Here is a 25,702-nt window from a genome sequence, read left to right as displayed (position 1 = left end):
GAGTTTGCTCTGAATCCCCGCTGAGGCCGGTCCGAGGAGGGTTTTCAGAGGATACGCAGAGGTTGGGCTGTGAGGCTGACCGCCCACCACCCGAGCGAACCGCTGCGAGACGCGTATGACCGCCACGTTCCCCACCCCGGCCCGCGCGGGCCGCGCCCCGGCGAGCTGGCGGCCGTCGTCGCCGTCGACGGCGAACGCGCCGTCGCCACCTCGGGAACCGCCGAACGGCCGGAGCACCTCACCCCGTCCGCAGCACTCACCCGATTCCCGAAGGAGCCCCCTGTGGGACCCGACCTCATCAACGGCATTCCCGCACACGTCCTCCTGGTCCACGTGGTCGTGATCCTGGTGCCGCTCACAGCGCTCTGTCTGATCGTGTGCGCGTTCTGGCCCTCGGTGATGCGCCGTTTCGGGCCGGTCCTGCCGGCCCTCGCGCTGGTGGCACTGATCAGCGTGCCGCTCACCACCCACGCGGGTGAATGGCTGGAGCGGCACGTGGACAGCAACGCGCTCGTCCGGCGCCACACCGAACTCGGAGACCAGCTCCTGCCCTGGGCCACCGCCCTCTTCGCCGCCTCCCTCGCCCTGTGGTGGGCCTACTCCCGGGCCCACGGCGCGAGCCCCGCGTCCGACGGCGGCACCGCACGGCCCGCCGTGCGCCTGCCGCTGCGCGTGATCGCCTCTGCGCTCTGCCTCGCCGTCAGCATCGGCGCGACCGTGCAGGTCTACCGGATCGGCGACTCCGGCGCCAAGGCCGCCTGGCACGACGGTTACTCCGCCACCGCCCGTCCCGACCACGGCTGACACACGGTCAGCATCTGTCTCGAAGCGCCTGTCGTGGTCCGGAGCGCGAGGACCGGGTGCCCGGGTTTGGCGGACCGGCACCGCGCCGGACGGGCAGGACATGTCTCCTCAAAAGCCCGGGGTCGGTCGGTACTCGTCAGGGCCGCTCGGCCCCTGCCCCGGCCCGCGGCGCCAACCTCGAAGCAAGGGCACCCATCCGCCGCGAAGGGCCGCAGTCGGTGCGGTCCGGGAATGCCCCGGCCCCCTAACCACGGCTCAGGTCGCGGGATATGGTCCCCGCCCACTCCTTGATGGCGTCGAAGTCGCGGAAGTCGCCGCCCTTCCCGGAGCGGAGGATCATCGTGGCCATCCGCCCCTTGGCGCCTTCCCTCAGACAGCCGCCGAAGGTGACATGCCCCCGCACACCCAGCCGGGTCATCGCCCGCTGCACGCCGCTCACGGGCGGCAGATCCTTCTCGGATGCGGAGGCGTCGAGCGGGCCGCTGCTGAAGAACCACACCGGGCAACCCGCCAGCAGCGCGCGGTGGTGCCGTACGAAACGGCGTGCGTCCTTGTGCCAGCGCCCCGCGTACAGGGCGCCGCCGAGCACGACGGCGTCGTAGGGCGCGATGCTCGTCACTGTTGACGCCGCGAGCACCTGCGCGGTCAGCCCGCCCTTGAGCAGGACATCGGAGACGGTTTCGGCGATCTCCTTGGTGGATCCGTTCGTCGTCCCGTAGGCGACCAACACCATACCGGTCATGTCCGTTTCCCTTCTCAGCGCGTTCGGCGCGGGTACGGGTCCTGGGAATGGTTCGCGTCCGGCGTACACGGGCCGCCGGCGCCTGTACGGGGGACTAACCGGCCCGCCGCGGGCAAGGGTCGGCCGTCCGCTCCCGCCGCTTCGGCCCGCGACAGCGGCGGGTGCGGACCTCAGCGATGGGGCACGACCGCCACGGGAACTCGGGCGTGATGGAGCACTCCGTGCGTCACGGGCCCGATGTGGAGGAGACCGCCTCGGATCCGGCGGCCCACCACCAGCAGCGCGGCGCCCTCGGCCGCCTCGACGAGACGCTCGGCGGGCCGGTCCACGACACACCCCAACTCCATGGGCACCGAGGGGAACTTGGCGCGCCACGGCGACATCATCTCCTCCAGCACGTTCCTCTCCTCGGCTCCCAGGGCCTCGACGTGGCGCCGGTCGACCGCCGCGGGGTCGTACCCGTAGATCGGCGGCGGACTCCAGGTGTGGACGACGCGGAGTGCGCCCTGCCGGGCCGCCGCGGCGCCGACGGCGTACTCGATCAACTCGTCGCAGGGACGTGACAGGTCGAGTCCGAGCACGACATCACGTGATCCGCCTCCGTCCCGTACCGCGTCGTCGGCGCAGGCAGGACAGCTTTCCTCGATCGGCGGTCCCTGCCGGACGAGGGTGACCGGCCGCCGTGCGTGGGCCAGGACGGCCATCGACACCGACCCCGTCAGGAAGCCGGCCAGAGTGCCCAGCGCCCTTGACCCCAGGACCAGCACCTCGGCCTCGTCCGACGCCGATCTCAGGATGTCCACGGGCCGGCCGGGGATCTGCTCCGCGACGACGTCCGTGCCGGGGTGGGCGTCGCGCACCCGCTCGTACACGTCGTCCAGCATGCGTTCGGCCCGGAGTTCGTCGTTGTCGGGCCCCTCCGGCAGTACGACCGCGTCGCCCATCGGGGCGTTCGCGAAAGCGGGCGTCCACGGCTGCCACACGTGCAGCAGCCGCAAGGAGAGCCCCCGCCGTGCCGCCTCGTGTGCCGCCCAGAAGGCAGCGGCTCTCGACTCGGGCGAGCCGTCGATTCCGGCGATGGCCTGACGGGGCATGACGTCCTCCGGGAGGGGCCTGGGAGCTGGCGGACAGCTCCAGACTGCTCCCCGCACCGCCCCGGCCGGGAGGGCCGAACGGTCCCGACCCGGCCGCGGGTCCGGCGGGCGCCGGGCAGGGTGGCCGCCGCATCACCCACGTGCCCCCTCCCGGCGCGGGCACCGGTCGGCGCTGCTCGCCGGGCAAGGCGGCGGTGGGGGCGGGCACGGTTCAGACGACGAGGACCCGCCGCCCGCGCGTGTGTCCGGCCTGGCTGTCGGCCTGCGCGGCGCCCGCCTCGGCCAGCGGGTACGACTTCTCCACCGGGATGCGGAGTCGCTGCCGTGCGATGAGATCGGCGGCTTCGGCGAGGGCCTGCGGGACGTCTCCGGTCACACCGGAGAACCGGACGCCGTGTTCCGGTGCGCCGAGGTCGGCGATGGAGATCACCTTGTCCGGGTCCCCGGTCAGCTCAACGAGTTCGCGGATCACGCCCGAACCCGCCAGATCGAGTGCCGCGTCCACCTCGCCGAGGCCACGCACCCGTTCGACCCAGCCCTCGCCGTACGTCGTGGCGAGGGCGCCGAGTTCGCGGAGGTACTCCTGGTTTCCGGCTCCGGCCGTGCCGATGACCGTGATGCCGCGCTCGCGCGCGATCTGCAGCACCGCCGACCCGACTCCGCCGGACGCGCCGCTGACCAGCAGCGTCTGCCCGGGCCGCACACCGGCCTGGCTCATGATGCGCAGCGCGGTCTCCACCACCGACGGATACCCGGCGGCCTCTTCGAAGGTCAGGTCCTCGGGCATCCGGGCCCAGGCCGACAGGACGGCGAACTCGGCGTACGCGCTCACACCCCGGCCGAACACGTGGTCGCCGACCTCGACCCCCTCGACGCCCGGGCCGACCTCGTCCACCACCCCGGCGGCGTCCTGCCCGATTCCGGAGGGCAGCTCGATCGGGCGGGTCTGCTGGAACTGGCCTTCCCGGATCCTCCAGTCGACGGGGTTCACACCCGCCGCCCGCACGGCGACGCGTATCTGGCCGGGGCCCGCGTGGGGCTCCTCGGCATCGGTGAGGTGCAGGACGTCCTGGCCGCCGAACTCGGCGAAGCTCACTTTCTTCATGGGGCCGACCGTAACACTAACGGTTAGGCTTTTGAAACGGTTACGGATTTGGATTTGGTAGTGTCAGCGGCATGACCGTGCCGACCGGACGCCGTGAACGCAAGAAGGCCGCCACCCGCCAGAAGATCGCCGACACAGCGCTGCGGCTCTTCCTGGAACGCGGGTACGACGCGGTGGGCATCCGCGATGTGGCCGCCGAGGCCGACGTGGCCGTCACCACGCTCTTCTCCCACTTCGCCTCCAAAGAGGCACTGGTCTTCGAGCAGGACGACGACTTCGAACAACGGCTCACACGGGCCGTCACCGACCGGGCCCCGCACGAACCGCTCATCCCCGCACTGCACCGCGAGGTCCTGGGCATGGTCCGCCACTGCACGGCGGACGGCTCCGCCCCGGTCTACCGCATGATCGACGAGTCACGCGCGCTGCGGGAGTACGAGGAGTCGATGCGGCTGCGCCACGCGGAGTCGCTGGCCGCGGCCCTCGTCGCCGACCCCGGCCTGCCGCAGAGCGCCACCGCCTGCCGGACGATCGCGAGGTTCGTGATCGACGCCTACGCACTGGCCCGCGAGACGGCCGACCCCGAAACGGCGCTCGACGAGACCTTCCGGATGATCGAGGCGGCCTGGGAAGCCGCCTGACGCGGGCCACCCGAAGGGATCGACCGCCCGCCCTTGCGACGCCCGGCCAACCGGGACGCGGGAGGCAGAATTGACCCTCACACCATGTGAGGCGGTGGACTGCTCCCACCTGCCCGGCAATCCGCCGGGGCAGGGCTCACCGCAGTCTTCGCGAAGGGCTCCCCGTGCTCGACTACACCGGCTCCGGCCCCTACTGCTACGCCAACTCCCTTGCCATGGCGCTCGGTTCGGAGTCCCCCTCCACCGCCGTCATCGAGACCCTGACCGGCTCACCGTTCGGCGCCCAGCTCATCGCCGGATCCCTGCCGCTCTTCGACCCCTACGGCTGGCACCCCGAGATCGGCCTCGACTCCGCGATCGCACACTTGGGCTGGAGCTGTGAGCGCACCGAGGGCGGCACGCCCGCCGAGGCACTCCAACGGCTGCGGGCCGCGTGCTCGCGCGGCCCGGTCCTGGCCGGGCCGGTGGACATGGGGCTTCTCCTGTACCAGCCCGGTACGCCGAACGCCGACGGCGGCGACCACTACGTGGTGGTGCTCGCCGTCGACGAGGACACCACCGAGCTCCACGACCCGCACGGCCACCCCTACGCGACCATGCCCACCCCGGCGTTCCTCGCCGCGTGGGAGGGAAAGTCGATCGGCTACCTCGACGCCCCGTTCGTCCTGCGGACCCATTTCACGCGCGAGCGCCGGGTCTCCCCCACCGAGGCGCTCCGGCAGTCGCTGCCGACGGCCGCACGCTGGCTGGCGGGCCGGGACGACCTGCCCATGCCTCCCGGCTCCCTGGGCGGCGCCGCCGCCGTCGAAGCGCTCGCCGACATGGCCGCCCAGGGCCTGCCCTCCCCGGTACGCACGCTGCTCACCCACTTCGGCGTCCGGGTGGGCGCACGCAGGCTGAACGACGCGGCCACCTGCCTGGACGAGCTCGAACTGCCGCACGCGGCCTCCATCGCGCGCCGCCAGGCCCGGATTCTGGGCGGCCTGCAGTACCCACTGGTACAGGGCGACGACCGGGCCGCCGCAGCCCGACTGCGCGAACTCGCCCCCACGTACGCACGGCTGCATGCGGCCTTGCGCGAGGACCCGGCGACAAACAGGACGTCAACTGCCGTTTCCAGCAACGGCAGTTGACGTCTCAACGCCGGTGCGTCCGCCTCCTCAACCGCCGGATCCGACGCGGGCCGTCTGCTGGTCGGCCAGCGCCCGCTGCGCGCGGAAGTTCTCCCGGTAGGCGTCGTGCACCGCGGCGTCGTCGTACTTCAGGAGCGCCTCGTCGTTCGTCGTCAGCGCGCTCTTCGTGTACGGGTGGCTGCCGGTGAAGACGATCTTCTGGTCGGCCTTGCCGAGGTAAGTGCCGTCGATCAGCAGGTACTTGGAGTGCGTGGCCATCGCGTTGCTCGTCGCCGGGTTGGCGTCGCCGTCGTCCGCGTCGTCCAGGCGGTGCAGCGCGATCCCGCCGAACCTGGTCGGCTTGGCGAGCTGGTCGGCGATCGCCGTACCGGCCCCGGCCACGTCGAGGTAGCGGTAGACGATGTCGACGTAGCAGCCCGCGTCGTCGAGCTCCCAGAGCTTCTTGGCGACCTCGGGGCGGGTGATCTGGTGCATCGCGACCCGCACGACGGTGCGGCCGTCCTCGGTGCCGTGGCCCGGGGAGTTCCCGTGGCAGGCGGGCTGTCCGTTCACCGGGTCGTCGACGGTGTTGAGGATGTTCATGATCGGGTCGGAGGCGGCGCGGGGGAAGAAGTACGCCTTCGCGTCGCCCGCCGGATACTCCGTCGGGTAGTCGGCGACCCGCGCCTTCGTCCCGGCCTGGGCGGCGGCGAGGTCGTTGAAGTAGCCGGTGTACGCGGTGTACAGCGCGGTGTTGCCCACCACGGTCAGCGCGTCGTTGAAGGCGTGCTGGCGGTCCCACGGGGTCTGGTTGGCGGATGTCTGCACCACCACGTCGTCGACCGGCACCGTGCCCGTGCCACTGCCGGTGGTGCGGGAGAAGAGCACGAACTTGTTGTGGTTGACCCCGTGGAAGGAGTCGTTCGGGTTCGGGTCCTTGGCCAGGCACGCCTGGTTCTCCGCACAGACCCGCACCCATGAAGTGCCCGACCCCGGCACGGGCTTGAGGCCCTCGGCGAGCTTCGGGTAGGTGACCTTGCCCGCCCAGTGCAGCAGGCTCTCGTTGTCCAGGACGACCTGGACGTTCACCCCGCGCCGGTGCGCCGCGGTCAGCCGGGCCGCGAGGTAGTCGGAACCGAGCACGTACATCGACATCCTGATGTCCGAGCCCTTCTGGGCCCCGTCGACGAGCCGGGCCAGATGCCCGAACACCGCGTCCTGGGCGGCCGTGTCCCCCGCCGGGTTGTTGAACACCGCGCCGGTGGTGACCAGCGGCGCCGGATCGGCGACGGCGGTGGCGGGAACGCCGGTGAGCAGGGGGGATATCCCCAGCGCCAGGACAAGCAGGGATCGGGTCGTCTTCACGCCGCACACTGTATCCAGCCATACGGACAGGGCTGCGGACCACCCGTCCGCCGGAGACGGGCACCGGGAGAATTCCGCGCCGGGCGGACCTGTTTGTGCGAGCTGCGCGCACCCCACACACATTCACCCCATCGGCCCACGCGATTTCCCCCGGGGGCCGGGCGCGGTGAGGGTGGAGGTTCACCCCCTCACATGCAGGAGGAACTCGTGCGTATTCGTACCGCACTCGCCGCGACCGCTCTGGCCGCCACCACCCTCATAGGCACCGCGGGCGTCGCGTCCGCCGATCCCGTGCCGCCGAACGGCGTGGCCGAGGACTCGCCCGGTGTCCTGTCCGGGAATGTCATCCAGATTCCGGTGGACGTCCCGATCAACGTCTGCGGCAACACGATCGACATCATCGCGCTGCTGAACCCGTCCGTCGGAAACACCTGCGAGTCGGACGGCGACTGACGATCCCGGCGAGCCGTATTCCTCGGCCCTGGGACCAGCGCTGTTTCCAGGGCCGAGCTGCCCCGCGGGCCTCATGCCGGCGCCGCCCGTCCGGGCGGGTCGCCTCACACGTGCTTGAGCGCCTCGCGTACGGACAGGGGGGACAGCCTCCCCCGCTCGTCCTCGACGAACGCACGCACCGCGCCGGGGTCGGTCTTGCCGTACTCGCGCAGGGCCCAGCCGATCGCTTTGCGGATGAAGAAGTCCGGGTGCCCACTCTGGCGCAGGCAGTAGGAGAAGAGCCGGTCGCTGTCGGTGTTCTCCTTGTAGCGCAGTTGGTGGAGCAGCGCGGTGCGCGCGACCCACAGGTCCTCGTCCTCGATCCACTCGTCCATGACCGCGACGAGGTCCCGGTCAGCGGCGACCAGGGGCCCCACGACGTGCGCGGCCAGGTGGTCGACCGTGTCCCACCACGAGACGCTCTCCACGAGGTGGCGTGCCACCGGCAGGAACGCGGCCGAGCACTGCGCCGCGTACCGCCGCGCGTAGTCGACGGCGAAGTAGTGGTACTCCCGCTCCTCCAGCCGCCAGCACCGCAGCACGACCGCCGCGACGTCCGCCTCGGCAGGCCGTGCCAGCCCGTCGAGCACCACCCGCGACAGCGTCCTCCGCTGGGGCGACCGGATGCCGAGGAAGGGCGCGACGCCCTTCATGTAGGCGAACATCTCGCCCGCGCGGTGCTCGTCGGCACCGGTCGGATAGACCGTGGTCAGCCGTGCCAGAACGGTGTCGGCGAGGGCGCTGGGCGGGATGCGGGGAGCCATGGGGACACGCTACGGGCGGCGGACCGGGATCAGCCGCGGCGCCGGGCCGTGGCCAGGGCCTCCTTGACCTCCTGGGCCACCCGGGCCGCGTCCGCCGGGTTGTTCACCACGTCGGTGTGGTTCATGTCGACGACGAGGACGTCGCTGGCCGAGTAGTGCTGGTGCACCCACTCGTCGTAGCCGGACCAGAGGGTGCGGTAGTACTCGACGAGGGCCTCGTCCTGCTCGAAGTCGCGTCCGCGCAGGCCGATGCGGTGCAGGACGGTCTCGAAGTCCGCCTTGAGGTAGACCATGAGGTCGGGCGCCTTGCGGTACGGCAGGCCGTCGATCTCGCGCATCATCTCGGCGAGCAGCCCCTCGTACACCCGCATCTCCAGGGAGCTGATCCGGCCGAGGTCGTGGTTGACCTTGGCGAAGTACCAGTCCTCGTAGATGGAGCGGTCCAGGACGTTGTCGCCCTGCTTGTACGCCTCCTTGATCGAGGCGAACCGCGTCTGCAGGAAGTACAGCTGCAGCAGGAAGGGGTAGCGCTTGGCCTGGATCTCTTCGGGGCTCGCCGTGTAGAACAGCGGAAGGATCGGGTTGTCGTCCACGCTCTCGTAGAAGACGGTGCTGCCCAGCTCCTTGGCGAGCATTTCCGCCACGCTGGTCTTGCCGATCCCGATCATGCCTCCGACGCAGATCACTGCCATCCCTCACTTCTCCCCGTTGGTCTTCTGTACGCGGGCCCCCGGCCACCGCACAGGTACCGCTTGCCGCGATGTGCCCACCCGCTCGCGGCCACCCTGAAGAATAGACGGCCCTTCGGCCCTCCCCCGCCAGCGCCTTCGGCGGTCCCCGGTGCGCGGGCCGCTTCCCTTCACGGGCGCTCACGGACAGCGACATCACGGGCACGCCTGGATCGCCGCGCACACCGCTGATGGCATCTCCGTGTTTGTCGCGTGAGGGTCGGGGCACCTGCGGGGTATCGCGACAGCGACACGGACGACCTGATGAGGAGGCCCGTTTCATGAGCGCCAACGAGAAGGCCAAGGCGAAGGTCGAGCAGGCAAAGGGCAAGGTCAAGGGGTCCGCGGGCCGGGCCGTCGGCAACGAGCGCATGGCTGCCGAGGGACAGGCCGAGAAGAGCAAGGGCGATGCCCGTCAGGCCAAGGAGAAGGCCAAGGACGTCTTCAAGCGCTGACACCCGGTCTTCGCGCGACACCCGACATGGGAAGCGGCCCCCGACTGGGGGGCCGCTTCCCATGTCGCCGCTCACATCGGACCGGCTCACCGCTCACCTCGGCCCGGCGGCGTCGCCGCGCACGGCGGTCGGGCCGGCCGGCCGGATGGTGAAGACCTGGTCGAGGCCGAAGCGGGTTCATGCGGTGCTTCCGGTGCGCGGCCCGGTGGCGGGTACGGGTACGCCAAGGGCCAGCAGGGCGGTGTCGTCGTCGAGGCCGTTGCCGAAGCTTTGCAGCAGGCCGGTGAGGGCCCGCATCACGGCGTGGGGCGGTTCACCGGCGTGCCGCGTGGCGAAGGCGAGGAGGGCGTCGTCGCCGTAGAGGCTGGTGCGGTCCTGGCCGGTACGCGCCTCGGTGAGCCCGTCGGTGTAGAGCAGCAGGGTGTCGCCGGGGTGGAGGACGGTGGTGGCGGTGGTGAAGCGGGCTGCGGGCAGGATGCCCACGAGGAGGCCGCCGGGCGTGGGCAGGAAGTCGGCCGTGCCGTCGCCGCGCAGGACCACCGCCGGCGGGTGGCCGCCCGACGCCAGGTGGACGGCGGTCCGCCCGGTCTCCGCGTCGGGTTCGAGGGTGCCGAAGACGGCCGTGCAGTAGCGCGGGTCGCCCCCGTCGGCGTAGCGCTCGTGCAGCAGCGTGTTCAGGGTGGTGAGCGCGGCGACGGGATCGGGGTCGTGCACGGCGGCGGCGCGCAGGGTGTAGCGGGTGAGCGAGGTGAGTGCGGCGGCCTGGGGGCCCTTGCCGCACACGTCGCCGAGGAAGAAGGCGAAGCGTTTGCCGTCGACGGGGAAGACGTCGTAGAAGTCGCCGCCGAGCCGGTCGGGGGACGCGGTGTGGTAGTAGGCGGCCGTCTCCATGCCCGGCACGGGCGGCAGGCTGTCGGGCAGCAGCGACTGCTGGAGCGCGGCGAGGGCGTCCTGCAGTCGGGCGCGGTCCGCCTCGGCCTGTCTGCGCGCCTCCTCGGCCGCCTTGCGTCCGCGCAGGAGCTCCTCCTCGTAGGCCCGGCGGTCCCGGGCGTCGAAGACGGTGGTGCGGATCAGCAGCGGTTCGCCGTTGCTGTCGCATTTGAGCGCGGAGGACACCAGTACGGGAATCCGGCCGCCGCCGGTCTGCTTGATGTCGAGGGCGATCGCGCTGATCTGGCCCCGCATCCGCAGCAGCGGCGCGAAGTGGGTCTCGTGGTACAGCTTTCCGCCGACCGTCAGCAGGTCGGTGAAGCGCATGCGGCCCACCACGGCGGCGCGTTCCAGGCCGAGCCAGTCCAGCAGGGTGGTGTTGATCTTCGCGATGGTGCCGTCCATCAGCGTGGACAGATATCCGCACGGCGCGGACTCGTAGAGCTCCTCGGCGCTGTCCTCCAGCAGCGCGGCGAACGCCGCGTCCGGTGTCCCCTCGCCTGCGGTGCCTTGCGGTTCGGGCTGCTGGCCGGTGCGGCACGTCATCGCCGCGCCGCCAGGAAGGCCGTGAGCGCCTGGTTGGTCGCCCCGGGCGCGGACAGGTGCGGGCAGTGTCCGGTGGCGTCCAGGGTGACCAGCCGCGAACCGGGGATCGCCGCGTGGACGAAGGCTCCGACCTCGCGGGGCGCGATGACGTCGTGGGCGCACTCCAGCACCAGGGTGGGCACCCGCGTACGTTTCAGGTCGTCCCTGGAGTCGGAGAGGAACGTGGTGCGGGCGAAGACGCGCGCCATGTCGGGATCGGTGGCGCAGAAGCTGTTCTCCAGCTCCCGGCCCAGCTCGGGCCGGTCCGCGTTGCCCATGATCACCGGGGCCATCGTCGCCGACCAGCCCAGGTAGTTCGACTCCAGTGACGCCAGCAGTTCCTCGATGTCCTCGGCGCTGAACCCGCCCCGGTACCCCTCGTCGTCGATGTAGCGCGGCGAAGGGGCGATCATCGCCAGCGCCCCGATCCGCTCCGGTGCCCTCTCCGCCGCCAGTACGCCGACCATCGCGCTCACCGAATGCCCGACGAACACGGCGTCGCGCAGGTCGAGCGCCTCGCACACCTCGACCGCGTCCTGTGCGTAACCCTCCAGGGAGGAGTAGCGCGCCGCCGAGAACGCGGACGCCTGCGAGCGGCCCGAGCCCACGTAGTCGAACAGCACCACCCGGTACTCCTCGGCCAGGGCGGGAACCGTCAGACGCCACATGTTCTGGTCGCATCCGAAGCCGTGCGCCAGTACCACCGCCGGTCCCCGGGGGTTCCCCATGACGGTCACGTTGTTCCTGCGCGCGATGTCCATGCGCACAGTCTCTCAACCTCCGCGCCCGTTCCCCGCGCACCCCGCGAGCGTCCGGTTCGCGAGGTGTGCGGCGCCACGGGGTAGGCGCACGTCAACCGGACGGTCCTGCGCCGAAGTTGGGCCCGTCCGGCCCGCTTCCCGTTCCCCGTCGTCAGCGGGCGGCGCTCTCCCGTACGGGGTGCTTGCTCAGGATCGAGACGCGGTTGAAGGCATTGATGGCGATCGCCACCCAGATCACCGCCGAGATCTCGTCCTCGTCCAGCACCGCGCGCGCCTCCTCGTAGGCCCGTTCCTGGGCGAGTGCGTGCGCGGGGTGGGTGGTGGCCTCGGCCAGCGCGAGGGCCGCGCGCTCGCGGGCGGTGAAGAGTTCGGTGTCGCGCCAGGCCGCCAGCACACCGAGCCGCCGGGTGCTCTCACCGGCCTTGAGCGCGGCACGGGTGTGCACGTCGAGGCAGTAGGCGCAGCCGTTGAGCTGGGAGACGCGCAGGTTGACCAGTTCGACCAGCAGCCGGTCGAGGCCGGCTTCGGCGGCCGTCGTGCGCACGGCGTCGGCGGTCCTCACCAGTGCCTGGTACGCGGCGGGGCTCCGCTTGTCCAGGTAGATCCGGCCGGTGGCCGGGGAGGCGTCCGCCGTGCGTGTCGTGTCGCTCACCCTGTACTCCTTCGCCTGTTGTGATCAGGACTATGATCATCCACAGTTATTGAAAACGAAACCACCTAGGTGAAGAGAGGTCGGAACATGGCTGACACGGGGGTCGAGATCCTCACCGCCAGGGACGTCCCGCTGGGCGGACCGCGCGCCATGACCGTACGCCGCACCCTGCCCCAGCGGGCCCGCACGCTCATCGGCGCCTGGTGCTTCGCCGACCACTACGGCCCCGACCCGGTCGCCGACTCCGGCGGCATGGACGTCGCCCCGCATCCGCACACCGGCCTCCAGACCGCCAGCTGGCTCTTCAGCGGCGAGATCGAGCACCGCGACAGCCTGGGCACCCACGCCTTCGTGCGCCCCGGCGAACTCAACCTCATGACCGGCGGACACGGCATCGCCCACACCGAGGTCTCCACCCCCGCCACCACCGTGCTGCACGGCGTCCAGCTGTGGGTGGCCCTGCCCGCCGAACACCGCCACGCCCCGAGCGACTTCCAGCACCACGCCCCCGAGCAGTTGCGGGTCGAGGGGGCCCGGATCAGGGTGTTCCTGGGCACCCTGGCGGGCGAGACCTCCCCGGTCCACACCCACACCCCGCTGCTCGGCGCCGAGATCGTCCTCGACCCCGGAGCCGCCCTCGACCTCGACGTCGACCCGGACTTCGAACACGGGCTGCTGGTCGACCAGGGCGACGTACGCCTCGACGGAACCGCCCTGCGCCCCGCCGAACTCGGATACGCCGGCACCGGGCGCGGCCGATTGTCCCTGGTCAACGACTCCGGCCAGCCGGCCCGGGCCGTCCTGCTGGGCGGCCCGCCGTTCGAGGAGGAGATCGTGATGTGGTGGAACTTCATCGGCCGCAGCCACGAGGACATCGTCGAGGCGCGCACCGCGTGGGAGGAGCACTCCGACCGGTTCGGCAGCGTCGAGGGCTACCCCGGCGACCGCCTGCCCGCCCCCGCCCTGCCCAACGCCGTCATCACCCCGCGCAAGAACCCCTCCCGCCGCTGAACCCCGTTCCCGAGCAGGCCACCCCCGTTCCCGAGCAAGTCACCCCGTACCGAGCAAGCCAAGGAGCCACCGTGAGCGAGCAGACCACCAGCCCCGTCGTCCGTCACGTCGACGCCCGCCACCGCTACGAGATCCTCGTCGACGGCAACCCCGCCGGGCTGACCGCCTACCGCGACCGCGACAACCAGCGGGTCTTCTTCCACACCGAGATCGACGACGCGTACGCCGGACAGGGCCTCGCCGCGATCCTCGTCGAGCAGGCCCTCGGCGACGTCCGCGAGGCCGGGATGCGGATCGTCCCGATCTGCCCGTACGTGGCCAAGTTCCTCACCAAGCACACCGAGTTCGCCGACATCACCGACCCGGTGACCCCCGAGGCCCGGGAGTGGCTCGACGCCCGGCTCGGGCGCTGACGGCACCGCTCCCCCGCACCCCGGTGGCGGCCGGGAACACGTAAGGTGTGGGCGGGCGCGGTGAGATCACAAGGAGTTCGTGTGACCGCGGCCAGTCTTGAGCACGCCACCGTCCCCGCCGACACGGGAGAAGTGACCCTCCTGATAGCCCGCCGGGTGGAGCCCGGCCACGAGGCCCTCTTCGAGCTGTGGGCCAAGGGCATCCTGGAGACCGCGGCGGCCTTTCCCGGCCACCTCGGGTACGGCCTCTTCCGCTCCTCCGGCGGCGACGCGCCCTGGTTCCTGGTGCACCGCTTCCAGAACAGGGAGGCGTGCCGGACCTGGCAGGAGTCGCCGGAGCGGGCGGCCTGGTTCGCCGACTGCGAGGGGCACCACCACACGGAGATCGCGCGGCGCCAACTGACCGGCATGGAAACGTGGTTCGCCAAGCCGGGCTCCACGCGGCCCGCGCCGCCCCGCTGGAAGATGGCGGTCAGCGCGACCCTGGCGATCTACCCGATCTCCGTGCTCGGCAGCCTCTTCCTCATGCCGCGCCTGGCCCCGCTCCCGCTCCTGCTCAGCAGCGCGATCGCGGCCTGCGTCTTCAACACGCTCATGACGTACCTGGCGATGCCCGCCGTGAGCAGGCTGCTGCGCGGCTGGCTCACCTCGTAACCGGTGTCGTGAGCGGCCGACATCGCGGCAGCGGACGTCGTGCGGCCGTTGTCGCGAGCAGCCGACGTCGTGAGCTGTCCGCGGCCCGTCCGCGAACGCGGAACCGGCCCGCTCCCACCGCCGCCGCGGGGGAACGGGCCGGTTCACCGGGCCGTACCGGCTCAGCCGTACGCCTCGACCCACATGTTCACGGCGCCGCCGCCCATGCCGCAGTTCAGGATGGACGCCCACTCCTGGCCACCGGAGCGGCCACCCTCGGTCCCGGTGTACGGGCCGCGCACGCCGCTGACGTTGGCACAGTAGCCGTGGACACGCCAGCGGCCGTTCTCGTGGTCGCACCAGCCCACGCCGGCGCCGTCGCTGCGGTTGTAGGCGTGGCAGCTGCTCGCCGCTCCCGCCTGCGGCGCGGCGAACAGCATCGCCCCGGCCGCAACGGCCAGCGCGGTGGAAACGGTACCTGCCATGCGCAGTCGCTTCATGGCAATCCCCCTTCTGAAGCAGGCTCCGCGCGCCCTCGGTCGCCCGGGACGCGGAGCCGGTGGAACGGTGCGGCCGTCCTGTCCGACCACACCGGTGAAGTCATCGGGAACCCGACGGGGAGAAGGCTGGCAAGCACCCCTAACAGCCCGCTAACAGCTGTACGGAGGCGTCGCTTCCGTTGTACGGAGGCAGCCCTTGCGTTGTGCGGAGGCATCGCTTCCGTCGCGCGGCGGGACCATTCGGTGGCCCGTACCCGGACGCGCCCGGCCACAGTCGGCCCACCTTGTTCATGGTCGACGCACTGCGCTCACGGCCGACGCGCCCCGCTCGCCGTCACCGCGACTCCAGAGCCGCCTGCGCGACGAGCGGGTCCAGGAGCACGCCGAACTCCTCCAGGGCGATCCGCCGGACGTCCTCCGCGGCCGGACCGCCCGGCCGGGCCCTGGAGCGCGCGAGGGCGGCGGCCCCACGGGCCAGGACGTGCTCACGGCCCGCCGTGTGCGGACCGTTCAGGGCGGTCAGGACCTCGCGCCACAGCGTCACCGCGCCCGCCCCCGCTTTCGCGCGCGCGGCGCCCCGCTCCCGCTCGGGGGGCCGGCGGCGCTGTACGGGCGGGACGTCATGCCGCCATGCTCCTCCACGTCGGCGCCGCACCGACGGCCCACACGGAGTGCACACGGCTCAAGGCATCCGATTGGCCCACCCCACCCCGACGGTGCGCGGTGGACCGGCACACGCCACTCCGGCCCCGGCAGCAAGAAGAGCGGCCTAGCCTCACTCCCCGCCAGGGGGCGGGATCAGGCCCCCGGGTCGGGGCGGCGGGCGCCCGCCCGCTCCTCGGTCAGGGCGATACGGGCGGTGATGCGCTTGCCGGTGTCCTCCCGGCGCGCCTCGAACGCCTCGCAGACGGCCATGACGATCTCCAGGCCGTGCTGGCCCACCCGGCCGGGGCCGGCGGCGCGGGCCATGGGCAGGACCGGGTCGCCGTCCCACACGGAGACCTCCAGCACCTCGCCCCGGATGCGCAGGTCCATGGCGAGGGGGCCCGGCGCGTACTTGCAGGCGTTGGTCACCAGCTCGCTCACCACCAGCGTCACCAGACCGGACTGGCGGGCCGAGACGGCGTCCCGACGGGTGAGCCGGGCATCGGCGAGGAATTCGGCGGCCCGGTGGCGGGCTTCGGCGATGCACGGGCCGCTCCCGTCCAGCACGACGGACAGCTCCTCGTCGTCGGGCATCAGGGCACCACCGCCCTCGCCCCAACCGGTCTCACTCTGCAAGAGTTCCCCCACCGCTCGCCCTCACTCCCCTCGCTCACGCCCCACGCCCTCACGTCCTGGCGGCACGCGCTCTTGGCGTGATCCGTGCGTCCGCCAGGATCGCATCCCGCCCGACACCGCACCATCCCCCGGGCTCCCGATCGCGACGGCGCGGCCGTGGGAGTCCTCTGCCCGCATGTGCCGGAAACACCCCGACCGGACGGCGACGGACCCGGAGCACGTCCGAGCGAACCTCCAAACGCACCATCGCATCTGCCGGGCCTTTTGGCAGATGGACCAAGCATGAGTGAATCCTCTATGCGATATCGCCTCGCAGATGCAAGATGAAGAAGTTGTCCGGGGCGCGCAGGCCACCGCCCCGGCCCAGGTCCCGGTCCAGGCCCACAAGGCGAGGTCCCCATGGTGATGCGCACGTACCACGGCAGTACCGCAGGCGTCGGCCTCGGCGCCGCAGGCTCCGGCCACCGCGTCGGTCACCGCCCCGACGAGCGCATCGCCCGGGTCATCGCCCAGGCCCTCGGTGACGCGCGCACCGTCCTCAACGTCGGCGCGGGCACCGGCTCCTACGAGAGCGAGGACCGCGCGATCACCGCGGTGGAGCCCTCACCGGCCCTGCGGGTGCGACGCCCGGCCCAGCTCGCCACCGCCATCGACGCCGTCGCCGAGGACCTGCCCTTCGCCGACGGCCAGTTCGACGCCGCCATGACCCTCTTCGACATCCACCACTGGTCCGACAGCGTCGCCGGGCTGCGCGAGATGCGCCGCGTCACCCGCGGCCCCGTCGCCGTCCTGACCTGCGATCCCGCGCGCGTGCGCGACTTCTGGCTGTACGAGTACGCGCCGGACGTCCTGGAGATCGAAGCCCGCCGCCACCCGCCCGTCGACCGTCTCGTCGCCGCTCTCGGCGGCACCGTCACCGTCGAGCCCGTGCCGATCCCCCTGGACTGCACCGACGGTTTCAACGAGGCGTACTACGGCCGCCCGGAGATGCTCCTCGACCCCGCGGCCCGCCAAGCCTGCTCGGCCTGGAGCTTCATCGACGACGCCGCACGCCGGGACTTCGACGTCTCGCTGCGCCGCGCCCTGTGCTCCGGCGCCTGGGACGAAGCCTTCGGCCACTTGCGCCACCGCCCGCTCTACGACGGCTCCCTGGTCCTCCTGCGCGCTCTGCCCTGACGCCCGGCGGCCACAACCGCGCGCGCCGCCCTTCCGGGCGGGTCCCGGAGCTATGTCGGCGAAGTCGGGGTAGGGACACGGGAGCGAGGCGGCGCGAACGCCGCCGTCCGTAGCAGAGGGAGAGCCGAGGATGACGTACGAACAGCCGCTGCCCAATCCCGAGTCGGCGGTGGCGGGGCCCACCAGGGCCGAGCACGCGGGGCGGGCCGCCGTACGTCGTCAGGCCCAGGGCATGACCCATCACGAGGCGGCCAAGGCGTTCCACCGGCTGGCGGCGCGCGCGGACAGCCCGGCGCCGGAGGACATCGGGGAGCCGTCGCAGGAGCCGGACGGCGGGCGCCGGGCCGCCGAACTCGCGGAGTGGGAACGGATCGTGGAGCAGTTGGCCGGGCACGCGGGCACCTACGACGTCGAGTCGGACCCGTACGTACAGGGCGAACGGGCCGCCATGGGCGAGGCGTAGGACGCGCCCCCCGGGGGGGTCCGGCTACGCCTGCTGGACCACCACGGCCACCGCGGGCGGGAGTACGGCCGGGCGGTCGAGGAAGGCCAGGACCGCCCGCTTCTGCGGGAGGTACACCTCCGGCAGGTCGATCTCGGGCAGGGTGATCTCGCCCTGGCGCACGAAACCGAGGCGGTTCAGGAGGGCGAGGGCCTTCTCGTTGCGGGCGTCCGGCTCGGCCACCGCGCGCCGGACGGCCGGGTCGCGGAACGTGAAGCGGATCAGCGCGCCCACCAGGGTGCGGCTGAAGCCGGGGCGGGGGCGGTCGGAGACCGGGGCCAGCATCAGATGGACGCCGATGTCGCCCTCACGCACCTCGTAGCACTCGCTGACGCGGTCCTCGGTCGGCTCGTACGTCTGGAAGAGCGCCACCGGCTCGTCGTCGAGGCGGACCAGGAACGCGTGGTGGGTGTCGCGGCGGTCCACGTCCTCGTAGATCTCCTGGACCAGTTCCCGGCTCGCGCCGTTCATGCCCCAGAACTGCGCCCGCTCCTGGACGACCCAGGAGTGCAGCACCGCGCAGTCGGCGGCCGGATCGACCGGGGTGAAGCGAAGGGCGCCGAAGCCCTCCACGGTCTCCGTGTACGCGTCCGCGCGCGAAGGCGCGGGGGGCAGGGGGGAATCGAGGACGGTGGACTCGGGTCTCATACGGCTGTTCCTTCGCGCGGGCAGGCGGGCGGAGCCCGTGGGCGTCCTGGGCGGAGCACACGAGGCGTTGTTAGGTTAGGCTCACCTAAACTATAGATGTTTGAGGTGATAGCCAACAGGTCACCCTGTTTTTCTCTGCCGATGCCGTGCCGGTACCGCGCTCATGCCGCAGGGGCGACGCGGATTGGCGGATCCGGCTGGGGGAACCCGATACGACAAGGACGGTTCACTCCGCAGGCGCGAACAGACAAGGCAGGCACGCATGCCCGTGAAGCACCCTCGGCACCGGGGCAACGACCGGGACCTCGACATCAACCCGCTCTTCAGCCGCGAACCGGTGCACGCCCCGCGCTACGCGCTCCCGGACGGGGAGATGGCACCGGACACGGCGTACCAGCTGGTCCACGACGAACTGATGCTGGACGGCAACGCCCGTCAGAACCTGGCCACGTTCGTGTCGACCTGGGCGGAGCCGCAGGCGCTGCGGCTGATGGCCGAGTGCGCCGAGAAGAACATGATCGACAAGGACGAGTATCCGCAGACCGCGGAGCTGGAGGCCCGGTGCGTGCACATGCTGGCGCGGCTGTGGCACGCCGAGCATCCGCGCAACGCCATCGGGTGCTCGACGACCGGCTCCAGCGAGGCGGCGATGCTGGGCGGCCTCGCGCTCAAACGCCGCTGGCAGCAGCGCCGTCGCGCCGAGGGCAGGCCCTGCGACCGCCCCAACCTCGTCATGGGCATCAACGTGCAGATCTGCTGGGAGAAGTTCGCCGACTACTTCGAGGTCGAGCCGCGCTACGTACCCATGGAGGGCGACCGCTACCACCTCAGCCCCGACAAGGCGGCGGAGCTGTGCGACGAGAACACGATCGGCGTCGTCGCCGTGCTCGGCTCGACCTTCGACGGCAGCTACGAGCCCGTGGCCGAGCTGGCCGCCGCCCTCGACGACCTCAACTCCCGTACGGGCGTGGACGTTCCCATCCACGTCGACGGAGCGTCCGGGGCGATGGTCGCCCCCTTCCTCGATCCCGACCTGGTGTGGGACTTCCGGCTGCCGCGCGTGGCCTCCATCAACACCTCCGGCCACAAGTACGGCCTGGTCATGCCCGGGGTCGGCTGGGCGCTGTGGCGCGACGAGGACGCGCTCCCCGACGATCTGGTCTTCCACGTGAACTACCTCGGCGGGGACATGCCCACCTTCGCCCTGAACTTCTCGCGGCCCGGCGCACAGGTCGTCGCCCAGTACTACAACTTCCTGCGCCTGGGCTTCGACGGCTACCGCAGGGTCCAGCAGACCTGCCGTGACATCGCCGTGCGCCTCTCGGGCGAGATATCCAAGCTCGGCCCCTTCGAGCTCATCACCGACGGCAGCGACATCCCGGTGTTCGCGTTCCGCGTCCGTGAGGGCATCGACGCGTTCTCCGTGTTCGACGTGTCCGCCGCCCTGCGCGAGCGCGGCTGGCTCGTCCCCGCCTACACCTTCCCCGAGAACCGCACCGACCTCGCCGCACTGCGCATCGTCGTACGCAACGGCTTCAGCCACGACCTGGCGGACCTGCTCCTGGAAGACCTGCGCCGAGTGGTCGCGCGCCTCGGCAAACAGCGAGAGCCGCAGCGCGACGCCGAGGACGCCGGAGGGTTCGCCCATGGAGCGGAGACGAAGCACCCGCACCGCCCGGCCCGCCGCTGATCCGGCCGCCACCGGCCACCCGGCGGGCCTCCAGCCACCGTCCCGCCACCCGGCGGGACGGACCGGGCGCACCCCAGGGAGAGAGACATGTGCCGTCTGTTCGGTCTGAGCAGCGCCCCGCAGCGCAGCCGCGCCACGTTCTGGCTGCTGGACGCCCCCGACAGCCTGAGCCGGCAGAGCCACCGCGAGCCGGACGGCACGGGGCTGGGGTACTTCACCTCGGACGGCACGCCGGTGGTCCACAAGGCACCGCTCGCCGCCTACCAGGACCGGGACTTCGCCCAGGAGGCCAGGCAGGTCCAGTCGGCCACCTTCCTCGCGCACATCCGTTTCGCCTCGACCGGCGGACTGGACAGCCGCAACACCCACCCCTTCGAGCAGCAGGGACGCCTGTTCGCGCACAACGGGGTCATCGAGGACCTCGACCGGCTCGACGAACGGCTGGGCCCCGACCGTGCCCTGGTCCGGGGCGCCACCGACTCCGAGCGGTTCTTCACCCTGATCACACGCGAGACCGCGGGCCACGGGGGCGATCTCGCCGCCGGAATCGAGCACGCGGCGCGGTGGATCGCGCGGAACCTGCCCCTGTTCGCCCTGAACCTCGTCATCACCACCCCCCAGGAGCTGTGGGCGCTGCGGTACCCGGAGACCCATCCGCTGTACGTCCTGCGCCGCCCGGCCGGAGGCCGGCACGGCACCCGCCACCTGGACCACAGCGGCAGCCACGGACACATGCGCATGCACTCGGCGCATCTGGCCCGGCACCCCGCGGTGGTGGTGGCCAGCGAGCCCATGGACGACAACCCCGACTGGGAGCTGATGGAACCCGGCGAACTGCTGCACGTTCGGCGCGATCTGCGGGTCACCCGGCACGTCGTGCTCCCCGACCCTCCGACGCATCGGCTCACCCTCGCCGACCTGCGCCCCGAGGCCGCCGCCTCGCAGCGCGCCGCCTAGGGTCCGGCACCGCCATCACGTTGGAGCGCCACCCGCACGGCGTCTGATGGCGAGCCGTGACCGCCTTGGCAGTTCGGCCCTGCGGACGGTGCCGGACAGCCCACCCCGGCCGCTTCGCGGGGGAATACCGCAAGGAATACGGAGTACCGCCGTCACGGACCCTGAATTCCTGATCCGCACGAACGCGAGGCTCTGCGATCGCCGCGCCCCTCACCAGGGTTCCGGTCGCCCACGCCACACAGTCGCGTACGTTCGAGCCCGAAGGCTGCGCGCACTTCCTGGACCGTACCAACGGCTCGTTCGGTCAGGCGCCCACTCAGCGAAGCAGCAGCCGCCCGGGAGCCTCCCTCTCGAAAATCCCGACCAGCCAGTCGAACACCGTCGGGCCGTGGCCCTCCCTCGCGGCGGCGAGCTCCGCCGCGACGCTCTCCCGGTTGGTGAAATGGCAGTGCGCCAGGCGCCTCTCCAACTGCCGTGCCGTTTCCGCGTGTCCGAGCGCCTCGCGCGCCTCCTCGTGGTCGTGCCACTCGAATCGGAAGTCGCCGTCGTCCGGAGTGCCGAATCCGCCATGAAGGCAGTCGGCCAAGGCGTCGAGGTTCTTGCCGAAATAGCCGCCCGGCCCGTTCACGCTCTCGCCGATCACCCGCCAGAAGTCCTCCAGGGAATGGATCCGCCTGCCGTCGAGTACGTAGATCATGCTCACGCAATGAGCGTAAAGCCGACGGCCGCCGTCCTGCCGCGAATATCGTCGGGTGGGTCCGAAGCAGACACGCCGGGAGCGAACTTCCGCTTTTCGAGGGCTGATCGGACTCCTTCACCGATGATGGGGAATGTCCCGGACAACAGATCTCACAACGCGGGGAGTCGTACATGGCGGTGGAGGCCGACACGCAGCAGGGGCGCGTCACCGGGCGGGTGTGGACGGTGCGTCTGGCCCCCTACGGCCGCCCTTCCGCGGGCACCGTCCGGCTCTCCTGTTCCCGGCCGGCCTGCGCCGACCAGCGCTTCACCACCGCGGCCCAGGCCCGCAAGGGCGCGGTGGAGCACGTCAACGGGCACTTGGCGCACGTCCGCTCGGGCGGCGGACCGCGCGGCGACGTGTGGTGCGCCTGCCGCGCCGCCGACTGCGCCTGGCACACGCCCGACACCCTCGACGGACACCGCGGCGGTGCGCGGCCCGCGGCGGCGGCGGTGCGGTGCGGGGGCCCGGTGGTCCTCACGGTGCACGCCGACCGCGCCGGACGGCTGTGGCGGATCGCGGAGACGTGTGCGCGGTGCGCGGCGGCCACCGGTGACTGCCGGGTCCTGGACACCGCTCCCCCGCCGCCCCGCACCGCCCCGGCCGGACCGGCCCCGGACAAGGCGGCCCCGCAGGGCGGGCCCGCCGGCCGGGCGGCCGAGCCGAGTGGGCCCGTGGGCGGTGCCACGGCGGTGTTCTCCGACCACACCCCGGTCACCGCAACCCCGTCCTCCCCTCCTACGGTCCCCGCCGCCCGCACGACTTCACCGGGTGACGCCTCACCGCAGCCGCAGCAGGAAGGCAAGATCGCGCAACGGGCGGTACCGCACGATCTCCGGCCCGACTCCCTGCGCGTGGAACTCATCGAACTGGGGGACGAGTTCCGCGCCTACCAGCAGCGCACCGCGCCCGACCTCTCCCTGCTCGCCGACCTCCACGACCGCAAGGCCGTCGCCTTCGCGCAGTGGGCCGATGTCACCGGTGACGGCTCCCTGCGCCGCGAGGCGCACCGGGCCCGCAAGGCGGCGCAGACCACGCGCGAGATGCACGAGAACCGGTGCGGCGGCCCCGGGGGCGCCGCCGCGAGCGGGGACGGCCCGCCGGTGGAGCGGCTGCTGACCCGGGGTCAGGCCGCCCATGCCCGTACGGTACTGGACCACGTCCCCGGTCTTGCCCCGAGCAACGAGGCCGCGGTGCACCTCGCGGTGCTCATGCTCACCCTGCGCTGCGCGCGCACCGGGACCGGGAACATCACCGGGCAGGACCTGACCGGCTGGCTGCAGGAGGATGCCGAACGGGTGGTGGAGCAGCTGGTCGCCGCCGACTGGCTGCGTCTGCCCGGCACGGTCGAGGAGGCGCTGGCCTCCCGCCCCGAGGACCCGGCCGCCGTCGTCGTCCCCTCGCTCCTGCCCGACGAGCCCTGTCCGTTCGCCTTCGGCAAGACCACCCGCTCCAGGATCTCGGGCTGGGCCCAGAAGGCGTCGGGCGACCGCAGACTCCGCAAGAGGAAGCCGGCCGCACCCGCCCGGCTCCTCGCCCTGTACACCGCCGCCCACATCCGCCCCGACGGGCGTCTCGGCGAGGCCGGGGACAGCGCAGGCGACGGACTCGGCCTGGAGCGCATGTCCGCGTTCTGCGCCGTACCGACCGAGGAACTCGCCGAGCACGCCGCACTGCTGATCGCGGCCGACTGGCTCACGGAGGCCGATGTCGACGTCGAGGCCGGAACCCTCCGCGGAAGGCTCGCCGAACGGGTCTGGCCACTGGGCGGGCTGCTGTAGCGGTCCGGTCCTGCCCCCGGGCCCGTCGCGGGGAAGCAGTGCGCGCGTACGGGGTGTCGGTGGCAGCGGAAGCCTCCCGCAGTTCGTGACCGCCGCTACCCGAGACGACCCGCCCCCTCACACCCCCGCCCGCGCCGGACGAACAGCGGACCGTGACGCACGGGCCGCCAAGGGGATGACGGCGAGGGCGGCAACCCCCGCGCAGAGCGCCAGCGTCGGGTAGCCGCTGCCCGCCACCACCAGACCCGAGACCATCCCGCCGGTGGCACCGGCCACGGACATGGCCACGTCCACCAGCCCCTGGGTGGCCGCCCGCTCCTCGGGCGCGGTGGCGTCCGTGACCAGGGCGGTCCCGCTGACCAGGCCCATGTTCCAGCCGAGGCCGAGGAGGACCAGCGCGGTGGCCAGCAGGGCCGTTCCGGCCGGGCTCTCGGGTGGTGTGAACGCGGCCAGGGTCCCCGCCGCCAGCAGGACGACACCGGAGGCGGCGGCCACCGGAAGACGGCCGACCCGGTCGACCAGCAGCCCGGTGAGCGGCGACGGTAGGAACATCGCACCCACGTGCAGCCCGATCACCAGACCGGCGGCTTCGGTGCTGTGGCCGTGCCCGGTCATGTGTACGGGCGTCATCGTCATCACGGCGATCATCACCAGCTGGCCGGTGACCATCACGGCCGCGCCGGTGACCACCCCCGCACCGCCGGACCGGACGCGTCGGCCGCCCCACTCCCCCGCCTTCTCGCCGCGCTGCCGCTCGCGGGCCAGCAACAGCGGGTCGGGGCGCAGCCACAGGGCCAGTACGAGGGCGGCGGAGGTGTAGGCGACGACGGCCAGCAGGAACGGGCCCGTCAGCCGGGGCAGGCCCCAGGCGTGCGAGACGGCTCCGGTCGGCCCGACCAGGTTGGGTCCGGCGACCGCCCCGAGCGTGGTGGCCAGCAGCACCGTGCCGGTGGCCCGGCCGCGCTGCTCGGGCGGGGCGAGGTCGGCCCCGGCGTACCGGGCGAGCAGATTGGTCGCCGTGCCGGCGCCGTAGACGAAGAGCGAGAACAGGAGCAGGGGGACGGTACGGGCGGTGGCGGAGGCGATCACGCCGAGGCTGCCGAGCGCCGCGGTGGCGTGGCCGAGGGCGAGTCCGGGGCGGCGGCCCCAGCGCTGGGAGATGCGTCCCGTGAGCAGCGCGCCGAGTGCGGCTCCGGCCGTGAACAGGGCGACGGGCAGCCCCGCCAGACTGGTGGAGCCGAGGAGGTCCTCGGCGAGCAGCGCGCCCACCGTGATGCCCGCGGCCATGCCCGCACCGCCCAGCGCCTGGGAGGCGACCAGCACTTTCAGGATGCGGCGTTGGACGGCGGGCGGCGCGGGCCCGGAGAGGTGGACGGCCCCGGAGGCTCCCGGGGCGCGGTCCGGCGCGGCCGTCATGCGGCGGGCCCGTCGCAGGGCTCCAGCGCCGAGATCTCGGCCAGGTCGAGCCCCATCTGGTCGTGCAGGAACCGCACGATGGTCCAGTGCGGGAGCGCATCGAGGTCGAACGGCCCGAACGCCGCGGTGTAGAACGGGATCCAGCGCAGGGCCTCCTCCGCGGCCGTCTCCCGTCCCGGCCCGGCGGGCCGTCCGTCCTGGTAGTCGGTGTACGCGATGCTGCGGTGGTGGATGAAGTGCCCGCCGGGCAGGCGCTCTTCGCACAGTTGCCGGTACTCGCGGGTCTGCAGGATGAGGAAGTGCCAGATCTCGTCGATCTCCTGCTCCACCGGCAGGAAGAGCCCGGCGAGCCGGTCGGCGTGCCGGGAGACCAGGTACAGATAGCGCAGACACTCGCGCACCTGGTGTGCCACCTGGGGGCGTTCGTGTGCGGTCGTCGCCGTGAAGTGCTCGACGACCTCTTCGTACAGCGCCTGGCCGAGCAGGTCGGAGGCGGTGGGCGCGGGGCGGACGGGGGCAGCGGGCGTGGTCATGGCCGGGGTCCTGTTCGCGTACGGGAGTGACGGGGGGGACGGGGGCGGCCCGTGGGGGCCGGGCGCGGTAGGTACGGGGTCGGCCCGTGAAGGCCCGGGGGCAGGGGGTACGGGAGCGGGGGCCGGCCTCGCGGAGTGGTCGGGGTGCGCGGGGGCTCCGCGAGGCCGGGGATCGGGGCCGGGGATGTGGGG

General features: G+C 72.2%; 29 protein-coding genes. 13 read left to right on the top strand and 16 right to left on the bottom strand.

Features of this window, described 5'->3' with window-relative positions; genetic code table 11:
* Nucleotides 1-69: 69 nt before the first annotated feature.
* The gene (locus tag AB5J87_RS34405; RefSeq protein WP_369382644.1) at nucleotides 70-804 is read left to right on the top strand and encodes a DUF2231 domain-containing protein; all 735 of its coding nucleotides are present in this window, start codon (nucleotides 70-72) and stop codon (nucleotides 802-804) included.
* Nucleotides 805-1,048: 244 nt separating this feature from the next.
* Here the strand turns inward: AB5J87_RS34405 and AB5J87_RS34400 are convergent, their stop codons facing one another.
* From AB5J87_RS34400 to AB5J87_RS34390, 3 genes are all read right to left on the bottom strand, one after another.
* A complete protein-coding gene (locus AB5J87_RS34400) occupies nucleotides 1,049-1,546 on the bottom strand; it encodes a flavodoxin domain-containing protein (RefSeq protein ID WP_369382642.1) in 498 nt (165 codons plus the stop codon).
* 170 nt (nucleotides 1,547-1,716) lie between these two features.
* Nucleotides 1,717-2,640: a universal stress protein gene (locus AB5J87_RS34395; protein ID WP_369382641.1), complete on the bottom strand. Its 924-nt coding sequence runs from the start codon at nucleotides 2,638-2,640 to the stop codon at nucleotides 1,717-1,719.
* 211 nt (nucleotides 2,641-2,851) lie between these two features.
* Nucleotides 2,852-3,745: an NADP-dependent oxidoreductase gene (locus AB5J87_RS34390; protein ID WP_369382640.1), complete on the bottom strand. Its 894-nt coding sequence runs from the start codon at nucleotides 3,743-3,745 to the stop codon at nucleotides 2,852-2,854.
* A 71-nt stretch (nucleotides 3,746-3,816) separates the two neighbouring features.
* Here AB5J87_RS34390 and AB5J87_RS34385 point away from each other — a divergent pair, with 71 nt between their 5' ends.
* Nucleotides 3,817-4,386 (top strand): TetR/AcrR family transcriptional regulator, encoded by a 570-nt coding sequence (locus AB5J87_RS34385; RefSeq protein ID WP_369382638.1) that lies wholly within the window; start codon nucleotides 3,817-3,819, stop codon nucleotides 4,384-4,386.
* A gap of 164 nt (nucleotides 4,387-4,550) precedes the next feature.
* Nucleotides 4,551-5,519: a hypothetical protein gene (locus AB5J87_RS34380; protein ID WP_369382637.1), complete on the top strand. Its 969-nt coding sequence runs from the start codon at nucleotides 4,551-4,553 to the stop codon at nucleotides 5,517-5,519.
* Between the two features lie 27 nt (nucleotides 5,520-5,546).
* Here the strand turns inward: AB5J87_RS34380 and AB5J87_RS34375 are convergent, their stop codons facing one another.
* A complete protein-coding gene (locus AB5J87_RS34375) occupies nucleotides 5,547-6,863 on the bottom strand; it encodes a phospholipase D-like domain-containing protein (protein ID WP_369382636.1) in 1,317 nt (438 codons plus the stop codon).
* 207 nt (nucleotides 6,864-7,070) lie between these two features.
* On the opposite strand from AB5J87_RS34375, the gene AB5J87_RS34370 reads away from it, so the two are divergent.
* Complete coding sequence (locus AB5J87_RS34370; protein WP_369382635.1) at nucleotides 7,071-7,316, top strand: chaplin; 246 nt, start codon at nucleotides 7,071-7,073, stop codon at nucleotides 7,314-7,316.
* 104 nt (nucleotides 7,317-7,420) lie between these two features.
* On the opposite strand, the gene AB5J87_RS34365 is transcribed toward AB5J87_RS34370, so the two are convergent.
* Complete coding sequence (locus AB5J87_RS34365; RefSeq protein WP_369382633.1) at nucleotides 7,421-8,119, bottom strand: DNA alkylation repair protein; 699 nt, start codon at nucleotides 8,117-8,119, stop codon at nucleotides 7,421-7,423.
* A 29-nt stretch (nucleotides 8,120-8,148) separates the two neighbouring features.
* Nucleotides 8,149-8,811: a deoxynucleoside kinase gene (locus AB5J87_RS34360; RefSeq protein ID WP_369382631.1), complete on the bottom strand. Its 663-nt coding sequence runs from the start codon at nucleotides 8,809-8,811 to the stop codon at nucleotides 8,149-8,151.
* Nucleotides 8,812-9,128: 317 nt separating this feature from the next.
* On the opposite strand from AB5J87_RS34360, the gene AB5J87_RS34355 reads away from it, so the two are divergent.
* Nucleotides 9,129-9,302 (top strand): CsbD family protein, encoded by a 174-nt coding sequence (locus AB5J87_RS34355; protein WP_369382630.1) that lies wholly within the window; start codon nucleotides 9,129-9,131, stop codon nucleotides 9,300-9,302.
* A gap of 177 nt (nucleotides 9,303-9,479) precedes the next feature.
* On the opposite strand, the gene AB5J87_RS34350 is transcribed toward AB5J87_RS34355, so the two are convergent.
* The 3 genes from AB5J87_RS34350 to AB5J87_RS34340 all read right to left on the bottom strand — a co-directional run bounded on the left by AB5J87_RS34350 (nucleotide 9,480) and on the right by AB5J87_RS34340 (nucleotide 12,230).
* Complete coding sequence (locus tag AB5J87_RS34350) at nucleotides 9,480-10,778, bottom strand: PP2C family protein-serine/threonine phosphatase (protein ID WP_369382628.1); 1,299 nt, start codon at nucleotides 10,776-10,778, stop codon at nucleotides 9,480-9,482.
* Nucleotides 10,775-11,578, bottom strand: coding sequence for an alpha/beta fold hydrolase (locus tag AB5J87_RS34345; RefSeq protein WP_369382627.1), 804 nt, complete (start codon nucleotides 11,576-11,578; stop codon nucleotides 10,775-10,777). Before AB5J87_RS34345 ends, AB5J87_RS34350 begins: the two co-directional genes overlap by 4 nt.
* Before the next feature lie 151 nt (nucleotides 11,579-11,729).
* Nucleotides 11,730-12,230, bottom strand: coding sequence for a carboxymuconolactone decarboxylase family protein (locus tag AB5J87_RS34340; protein ID WP_369382626.1), 501 nt, complete (start codon nucleotides 12,228-12,230; stop codon nucleotides 11,730-11,732).
* 87 nt (nucleotides 12,231-12,317) lie between these two features.
* Here AB5J87_RS34340 and AB5J87_RS34335 point away from each other — a divergent pair, with 87 nt between their 5' ends.
* The 3 genes from AB5J87_RS34335 (at nucleotide 12,318) to AB5J87_RS34325 (ending at nucleotide 14,308) form a co-directional block, all read left to right on the top strand.
* Nucleotides 12,318-13,241 carry a pirin family protein gene (locus AB5J87_RS34335; RefSeq protein WP_369382625.1) on the top strand — a complete coding sequence of 308 codons (924 nt, stop codon included), beginning with the start codon at nucleotides 12,318-12,320 and terminating at the stop codon, nucleotides 13,239-13,241.
* Between the two features lie 71 nt (nucleotides 13,242-13,312).
* The gene (locus AB5J87_RS34330; protein ID WP_369382623.1) at nucleotides 13,313-13,654 is read left to right on the top strand and encodes a GNAT family N-acetyltransferase; all 342 of its coding nucleotides are present in this window, start codon (nucleotides 13,313-13,315) and stop codon (nucleotides 13,652-13,654) included.
* Between the two features lie 81 nt (nucleotides 13,655-13,735).
* Entirely contained in the window at nucleotides 13,736-14,308 is a 573-nt protein-coding gene (locus AB5J87_RS34325) for an antibiotic biosynthesis monooxygenase (protein WP_369382622.1), read from the top strand.
* Nucleotides 14,309-14,469: 161 nt separating this feature from the next.
* Here the strand turns inward: AB5J87_RS34325 and AB5J87_RS34320 are convergent, their stop codons facing one another.
* From AB5J87_RS34320 to AB5J87_RS34310, 3 genes are all read right to left on the bottom strand, one after another.
* Entirely contained in the window at nucleotides 14,470-14,772 is a 303-nt protein-coding gene (locus tag AB5J87_RS34320; protein WP_369382621.1) for a hypothetical protein, read from the bottom strand.
* 349 nt (nucleotides 14,773-15,121) lie between these two features.
* Nucleotides 15,122-15,331 (bottom strand): hypothetical protein, encoded by a 210-nt coding sequence (locus AB5J87_RS34315; protein WP_369382620.1) that lies wholly within the window; start codon nucleotides 15,329-15,331, stop codon nucleotides 15,122-15,124.
* Nucleotides 15,332-15,585: 254 nt separating this feature from the next.
* Nucleotides 15,586-16,026, bottom strand: a complete 441-nt coding sequence (locus AB5J87_RS34310; protein ID WP_369382619.1) for an ATP-binding protein — start codon at nucleotides 16,024-16,026, stop codon at nucleotides 15,586-15,588.
* A gap of 441 nt (nucleotides 16,027-16,467) precedes the next feature.
* Here AB5J87_RS34310 and AB5J87_RS34305 point away from each other — a divergent pair, with 441 nt between their 5' ends.
* Together AB5J87_RS34305 and AB5J87_RS34300 are read left to right on the top strand one after the other, a co-directional pair.
* Entirely contained in the window at nucleotides 16,468-17,244 is a 777-nt protein-coding gene (locus AB5J87_RS34305) for a class I SAM-dependent methyltransferase (protein WP_369382617.1), read from the top strand.
* Between the two features lie 130 nt (nucleotides 17,245-17,374).
* Nucleotides 17,375-17,707 (top strand): hypothetical protein, encoded by a 333-nt coding sequence (locus AB5J87_RS34300; RefSeq protein ID WP_369382616.1) that lies wholly within the window; start codon nucleotides 17,375-17,377, stop codon nucleotides 17,705-17,707.
* A gap of 24 nt (nucleotides 17,708-17,731) precedes the next feature.
* On the opposite strand, the gene AB5J87_RS34295 is transcribed toward AB5J87_RS34300, so the two are convergent.
* Entirely contained in the window at nucleotides 17,732-18,394 is a 663-nt protein-coding gene (locus tag AB5J87_RS34295; RefSeq protein WP_369382615.1) for a GNAT family N-acetyltransferase, read from the bottom strand.
* A gap of 262 nt (nucleotides 18,395-18,656) precedes the next feature.
* Between AB5J87_RS34295 and AB5J87_RS34290 the strand changes: the two genes are divergently transcribed.
* Nucleotides 18,657-20,084, top strand: coding sequence for a glutamate decarboxylase (locus AB5J87_RS34290; protein ID WP_369382613.1), 1,428 nt, complete (start codon nucleotides 18,657-18,659; stop codon nucleotides 20,082-20,084).
* Between the two features lie 87 nt (nucleotides 20,085-20,171).
* On the top strand, nucleotides 20,172-21,041 hold the full coding sequence (locus AB5J87_RS34285) for a class II glutamine amidotransferase (RefSeq protein ID WP_369382612.1): 870 nt from the start codon (nucleotides 20,172-20,174) through the stop codon (nucleotides 21,039-21,041).
* A 316-nt stretch (nucleotides 21,042-21,357) separates the two neighbouring features.
* Here AB5J87_RS34285 and AB5J87_RS34280 read toward each other — a convergent pair whose 3' ends face one another.
* On the bottom strand, nucleotides 21,358-21,744 hold the full coding sequence (locus AB5J87_RS34280; protein WP_369382611.1) for a barstar family protein: 387 nt from the start codon (nucleotides 21,742-21,744) through the stop codon (nucleotides 21,358-21,360).
* Between the two features lie 167 nt (nucleotides 21,745-21,911).
* On the opposite strand from AB5J87_RS34280, the gene AB5J87_RS34275 reads away from it, so the two are divergent.
* Complete coding sequence (locus AB5J87_RS34275) at nucleotides 21,912-23,561, top strand: hypothetical protein (protein WP_369382610.1); 1,650 nt, start codon at nucleotides 21,912-21,914, stop codon at nucleotides 23,559-23,561.
* Nucleotides 23,562-23,678: 117 nt separating this feature from the next.
* Here AB5J87_RS34275 and AB5J87_RS34270 read toward each other — a convergent pair whose 3' ends face one another.
* Both AB5J87_RS34270 and AB5J87_RS34265 read right to left on the bottom strand, forming a co-directional pair.
* Nucleotides 23,679-24,977 (bottom strand): MFS transporter, encoded by a 1,299-nt coding sequence (locus AB5J87_RS34270; RefSeq protein ID WP_369382609.1) that lies wholly within the window; start codon nucleotides 24,975-24,977, stop codon nucleotides 23,679-23,681.
* Nucleotides 24,974-25,510, bottom strand: a complete 537-nt coding sequence (locus AB5J87_RS34265; RefSeq protein WP_369382607.1) for a hypothetical protein — start codon at nucleotides 25,508-25,510, stop codon at nucleotides 24,974-24,976. Before AB5J87_RS34265 ends, AB5J87_RS34270 begins: the two co-directional genes overlap by 4 nt.
* Nucleotides 25,511-25,702: the final 192 nt, after the last annotated feature.

Origin of the sequence: Streptomyces sp. cg36 (assembly GCF_041080675.1) — a bacterium.
Classification (GTDB): Bacteria; Actinomycetota; Actinomycetes; order Streptomycetales; family Streptomycetaceae; genus Streptomyces.
The sequence above is the reverse complement of the archived record's forward strand: the minus strand, read 5'-3'. Positions and strand labels throughout refer to the sequence as shown.

Coding starts and splice junctions, on each gene's coding strand:
- AB5J87_RS34400 (WP_369382642.1), bottom strand. CDS start 1,546: ATGACCGGTATGGTGTTGGTCGCCTACGGGACGACGAACGGATCCACC.
- AB5J87_RS34395 (WP_369382641.1), bottom strand. CDS start 2,640: ATGCCCCGTCAGGCCATCGCCGGAATCGACGGCTCGCCCGAGTCGAGA.
- AB5J87_RS34390 (WP_369382640.1), bottom strand. CDS start 3,745: ATGAAGAAAGTGAGCTTCGCCGAGTTCGGCGGCCAGGACGTCCTGCAC.
- AB5J87_RS34385 (WP_369382638.1), top strand. CDS start 3,817: ATGACCGTGCCGACCGGACGCCGTGAACGCAAGAAGGCCGCCACCCGC.
- AB5J87_RS34365 (WP_369382633.1), bottom strand. CDS start 8,119: ATGGCTCCCCGCATCCCGCCCAGCGCCCTCGCCGACACCGTTCTGGCA.
- AB5J87_RS34360 (WP_369382631.1), bottom strand. CDS start 8,811: ATGGCAGTGATCTGCGTCGGAGGCATGATCGGGATCGGCAAGACCAGC.
- AB5J87_RS34355 (WP_369382630.1), top strand. CDS start 9,129: ATGAGCGCCAACGAGAAGGCCAAGGCGAAGGTCGAGCAGGCAAAGGGC.
- AB5J87_RS34350 (WP_369382628.1), bottom strand. CDS start 10,778: ATGACGTGCCGCACCGGCCAGCAGCCCGAACCGCAAGGCACCGCAGGC.
- AB5J87_RS34345 (WP_369382627.1), bottom strand. CDS start 11,578: ATGGACATCGCGCGCAGGAACAACGTGACCGTCATGGGGAACCCCCGG.
- AB5J87_RS34335 (WP_369382625.1), top strand. CDS start 12,318: ATGGCTGACACGGGGGTCGAGATCCTCACCGCCAGGGACGTCCCGCTG.
- AB5J87_RS34320 (WP_369382621.1), bottom strand. CDS start 14,772: ATGGCAGGTACCGTTTCCACCGCGCTGGCCGTTGCGGCCGGGGCGATG.
- AB5J87_RS34310 (WP_369382619.1), bottom strand. CDS start 16,026: ATGCCCGACGACGAGGAGCTGTCCGTCGTGCTGGACGGGAGCGGCCCG.
- AB5J87_RS34305 (WP_369382617.1), top strand. CDS start 16,468: ATGGTGATGCGCACGTACCACGGCAGTACCGCAGGCGTCGGCCTCGGC.
- AB5J87_RS34300 (WP_369382616.1), top strand. CDS start 17,375: ATGACGTACGAACAGCCGCTGCCCAATCCCGAGTCGGCGGTGGCGGGG.
- AB5J87_RS34295 (WP_369382615.1), bottom strand. CDS start 18,394: ATGAGACCCGAGTCCACCGTCCTCGATTCCCCCCTGCCCCCCGCGCCT.
- AB5J87_RS34290 (WP_369382613.1), top strand. CDS start 18,657: ATGCCCGTGAAGCACCCTCGGCACCGGGGCAACGACCGGGACCTCGAC.
- AB5J87_RS34285 (WP_369382612.1), top strand. CDS start 20,172: ATGTGCCGTCTGTTCGGTCTGAGCAGCGCCCCGCAGCGCAGCCGCGCC.
- AB5J87_RS34275 (WP_369382610.1), top strand. CDS start 21,912: ATGGCGGTGGAGGCCGACACGCAGCAGGGGCGCGTCACCGGGCGGGTG.
- AB5J87_RS34270 (WP_369382609.1), bottom strand. CDS start 24,977: ATGACGGCCGCGCCGGACCGCGCCCCGGGAGCCTCCGGGGCCGTCCAC.
- AB5J87_RS34265 (WP_369382607.1), bottom strand. CDS start 25,510: ATGACCACGCCCGCTGCCCCCGTCCGCCCCGCGCCCACCGCCTCCGAC.